The organism is Thalassobacter sp. (genome assembly GCF_982993085.1).
This window is the reverse complement of record NZ_CEZFMW010000204.1, coordinates 1-3,158: the sequence shown is the minus strand read 5'-3', so window position 1 is coordinate 3,158 and position 3,158 is coordinate 1. Positions and strand designations below refer to the sequence as shown.

General features: G+C 57.9%; 3 protein-coding genes and 1 tRNA gene. 2 read left to right on the top strand and 2 right to left on the bottom strand.

All coding sequences use genetic code 11. The annotated features are described in order from the left end of the window. Positions 1-856 (bottom strand): TRAP transporter substrate-binding protein DctP (gene dctP / locus AC4GMC_RS17920; RefSeq protein WP_487878238.1); only part of this gene is annotated, 856 nt, incomplete at its 3' end. Positions 857-993: 137 nt separating this feature from the next. Between dctP and AC4GMC_RS17915 the strand changes: the two genes are divergently transcribed. Beyond that, positions 994-1,650, top strand: a complete 657-nt coding sequence (locus AC4GMC_RS17915) for a GntR family transcriptional regulator (RefSeq protein ID WP_487878239.1) — start codon at positions 994-996, stop codon at positions 1,648-1,650. Between the two features lie 310 nt (positions 1,651-1,960). Here the strand turns inward: AC4GMC_RS17915 and AC4GMC_RS17910 are convergent. After that, positions 1,961-2,047: transfer RNA gene (locus AC4GMC_RS17910), tRNA-Leu, on the bottom strand. A gap of 217 nt (positions 2,048-2,264) precedes the next feature. Between AC4GMC_RS17910 and lipB the strand changes: the two genes are divergently transcribed. Then, positions 2,265-2,945 carry a lipoyl(octanoyl) transferase LipB gene (gene lipB / locus AC4GMC_RS17905; protein WP_487878240.1) on the top strand — a complete coding sequence of 227 codons (681 nt, stop codon included), beginning with the start codon at positions 2,265-2,267 and terminating at the stop codon, positions 2,943-2,945. The last annotated feature ends 213 nt before the right edge of the window (positions 2,946-3,158 follow it).

The window sequence follows — 3,158 nt, the reverse complement described above, 5'->3', positions numbered from 1 at the left end:
CGATCTCAACGCCTGCGGCTTTGAAGGTCTCGACCGAAGCCGCGTCCTCTGCCTTAGCTTGCTCCAGATAGAATGCTTCGGCTTTTGCAGCGGCGGCGGTCAGAGCTTCTTGTTGTGCGGGCGACAGGTCGTTGAACGTCGACAGGTTCATCAACAGCGGCTGATACATGAACCAAAGCGCCGTTTCAGACGCAGGTGTATAGCATTTGACCTGCTCATAGATGCGGTAGGACACGAAGGACGACGACGAGGTGTTTGCGGCTTGTAGCACGCCGGTTTGCATCCCGTTGTAGATTTCGGACGATGCCATGGACGTGATCGACGCCCCTGCCCCTGCCAACATCTGCTCAAACGCGCGGCCAGCGGCGCGGGTTTGCAGCCCTTGGATGTCGTCGGGCGACGTGATGCATTTGTCTACACCCGCAAAACCGCCCGCAAGGTAGCCGTGCACCAGCACCTTGACGTCATCTTCGGCCATGATCTCTTCGAGGGCGTCCATAAAGGGGCTATCCACCAAGCGCGCGGCGTGATCGTGGTTGCGCACGAGGCCGGGCATCAGGGTCAGGTTATAGGCAGGCTGCTGACCGCCCGCATAGCTGAGCGGCAGAACCGTCATGTCCAACTGGCCACGGCTCACGGGGTTGTATTGTTCCCGCGGCGCAAACAGCGACTTCGACGGGAAAATCGTAATCTCAAGGTCAACGTCGGCGGCGGCGACTTCGTCAGCCACGATCTGCGCCACTTGGTGGCGGATGTCTTTTGTGGACCACTGGTGCGACAGGCGCAGCTCGGTCGCGGATGCAGCACCAGCCATGAGCCCGAAACCCACAGCGGTGGAAATCAGCATATTTTTCATTGGAATCCTCCCAGAAACATGCCCCGATTCCTATCAGGGCTGGACAGGTTGTCACACGCGGTGTTTTTTAAATCAATATTTTTGTATACAAAAAGTGATTGTTTGCGTGTGATCCCGTATGCTATGATATACAGAACATGGATAAACGACGCGCAGATAGCATTGCAGAGGCCCTTGAGCAGCTGATTTTCGACGGCACCTATGCCGACGGAATGCGGTTGGATGAGGTGCAGCTTGCTGAACAGTTTAACGTATCACGCACCCCCATTCGCGAGGCATTTCAACGACTTGCTCAAAGCGGCATGGTCGAGGCGATCCCCCGGCGCGGGGTTTTCGTGCGCCAGCCCGGCCCCGTAGAACTGCTTGAGATGTTCGAAGTGATGGCGGAGCTAGAGGCCGCCTGCGCCCGGCTTGCCGCATCGCGCATCACCGAAACCGCGTTGCAGGCCCTTCATGAGACAAACGCACGGTGCAATGCCGCCGTCGCCGCCAAGGACAGCGATGGCTACTACCGCGAGAATGAGCGATTTCACGCAACCCTCTATCGCCAATCCGGCAACGCGTTCCTGGAACAAGAATGCCTGCGTCTACACCGACGGCTACAACCCTTCCGCCGAATGCAACTACGCTTTCGGGGACGGCTGAGCCAATCCATGAGCGAGCATGAAGCAATCGTCGCAGCGCTTGAGGCTGGCGACGGCGACACCGCCGCAGCGGTGATCAGAGGGCATGTTGCCGTACAGGGTGAAAAGTTCCATATGTTGATGGCGTCGCTTAAGCCCGCGGCGGAATAATTCGCCCAACCCCGCCAACGACATCAGATATGAGGACGTATATGGACAACCATCTCGACCCCTCTAATGCACACAAGCAACGCTGCCCGCGGTGCCAGTCCCCGCTCCGGACGGTGGTCGTGCACGGCCATGAACAATGCGCGATCTGCAAATCCAATATTTTTGAGTGTTGCTCCGGCGACACCTGTGACACGGATCACAACTTGGCGGTGGGATATAAGCGGGGGTAATTCACCCCAAACGGCTAAAATGCGCCGCCCAGCGCTTAGCTCATATCTTTTCAGGGAAGTAGATCGTCTCGCGATCCAAATGGTGCGGTCGAGAGGACTCGAACCTCCACGGGTGTTACCCCACAGCGACCTCAACGCTGCGCGTCTACCAATTCCGCCACGACCGCACGTCTTGACTTGGTATGTGGGGCGTTTAGCTCAGCCAAAAAGCGAAGGAAAGAGGAAAATGCATGCGGATCGCAATCGTATGCGCCGAGGGGCTTTGCGCCCCGAAAGAGGCGCGCGAACAGGGCCATCAACCATCCCCCGCGTTGCTTGAACGATGCAACGATAGAGCGTAAAGTCGACGCACAAAGCCCCCGTATATAAAGAAAGACGCGCATCGTGGTCGAATGGATAACCTCAGACGGCCTCGTGCCCTATGAAACCGCCGTCGCCCGGATGGAGGCCCGCGCCGCCGAAATCGCGGCTGGCACGGCGGATGAAGCGGTTTGGCTGCTAGAGCATCCCCCTCTTTATACAGCGGGTACATCCGCCAAACCGAGCGATCTTGTCGATCCTGACCGCTTTCCCGTTCACGCCAGCAAACGCGGCGGACAATATACCTATCACGGGCCGGGACAGCGTGTTGTTTACGTTATGCTCGACGCGGCCGCGCGCGGGCGCGACGTGCGGCTGTTTGTCGAACAGTTGGAACACTGGGTCATCGCCACGCTACAAGAATTCAACATCTCGGGCGAAATCCGCCCCGGCCGTGTGGGTGTTTGGGTGCCCCGGCCCGACCACCCCCGCACCGCAAGTGGCGAAATCCCCGAGGATAAGATCGCGGCCATCGGCATTCGACTACGCAAATGGGTCAGCTTTCACGGCATCTCGATCAATGTTGAGCCTGACCTAAGCCACTTTGACGGAATCATCCCCTGCGGGATTGCCGAACATGGCGTAACCTCTTTGGTTGATTTGGGCCTGCCCGTCACTCTTGGGGATGTGGATGTGGCCCTGCGCCGTACCTTTGAGCCCGCGATGGGCCCTGCTCCTGCCCGCAGGGCGCGCATTACGTTCTAAAAACAACGAAATAGACGCCACCGCACGGTCCAATATCTATTGGACAATCCTCTTGGGCGCCCTAGGCGGAAGCCACGGACATGAAGGGTGGCCAACCACTTTGATCCAGATCAAAACCGCGACATTTTGCGCCACTAAATTCCGCCACTTATATTGCCCTTGGCGCATATGATCACTAGAAGAACACTCAATAAATTGTGCGGGAAGGACCCC